The sequence below is a fragment of the Sphingomonas sp. FUKUSWIS1 genome, from assembly GCF_000733135.1.
In the GTDB taxonomy this organism is placed as follows: Bacteria; Pseudomonadota; Alphaproteobacteria; order Sphingomonadales; family Sphingomonadaceae; genus Sphingomonas; species Sphingomonas aerolata.
Genome location: NZ_JPJC01000086.1, coordinates 1 through 951, shown reverse-complemented (window position 1 = coordinate 951; position 951 = coordinate 1). Strand labels below are relative to the sequence as shown.

The following is a 951-nucleotide window of genomic DNA, read 5'->3' as shown; positions in this document are numbered from 1 at the left end:
TACGTCACGGGAGCGCCACGACCACGCACGCCGTCAGAGCAGCAATACAGCGATCGCAAGCTTCGCTCTCGACGCTGAGCCGGGAGCTTGGGATCAACCCGAAGACGGTGGCGAAGTGGCGTAAGCGGGCGACGGTCGAGGATTTAAAGACCGGGCCGAAGGCCCCTCATTCCACAACCCTTACCGAAGCCGAAGAGGCGGCGGTCGTTGCATTCCGGCGTCACACATTACTGCCGCTCGACGATTGCCTCTACGCGTTGCAGCCGTCGATCCCGCATCTGACACGGTCGGCGCTGCACCGCTGCCTGCAGCGGCACGGCATATCCCGTCTGCCGGACATCGAGGGGGACAAGCCGAAGCGACAGCGCTTCCAGCGCTACCCGATCGGCTTCTTCCACGTGGATATTGCCGAGGTTCAGACTGCCGAAGGCAAGCTTTACCTGTTCGTCGGCATCGACCGAACCAGCAAGTTTGCGGTCACCCAGCTCGTCGACAAGGCTGACAGGCGGACGGCTTGGGAGTTCCTCGAACTTCTGCTGAAAGCGGTGCCCTACCGCATTCACACGATCCTGACCGACAACGGCATCCAGTTCGCCGAGCAACCGCGCAACCGTAACACCGCCTGGTCGCGTCAGATGCGCTTCGACATGATCTGTGAAGCGAACGATATCGAGCACCGGCTCACCAAGCCGAACCACCCTTGGACCAACGGTCAGGTCGAGCGGATGAACCGCACCATCAAGGAGGCGACCGTCAAGCGCTTCCATTACGAGAGCCATGACCAGCTGCGGACGCACCTCGCCGACTTCATGGCTGCCTATAACTTTGCCCGCCGGCTCAAGACGCTCAGCGGACTCACACCCTACGAATACATCGCCAAGATCTGGACGTCAGAGCCGGACAGGTTCATTGTCGATCCGATCCACCAGATGCCGGGACTAAACACCTAGC

General features: G+C 61.1%; 1 protein-coding gene. It reads left to right on the top strand.

Annotation, left to right across the window (positions count from 1 at the left end; all coding sequences use genetic code 11):
* Nucleotides 1-950, top strand: a 950-nt coding sequence (locus tag sphsw_RS06205) for an IS481 family transposase (RefSeq protein WP_031439842.1), incomplete at its 5' end; no start/stop codon positions are given.
* Nucleotide 951 lies beyond the last annotated feature (1 nt).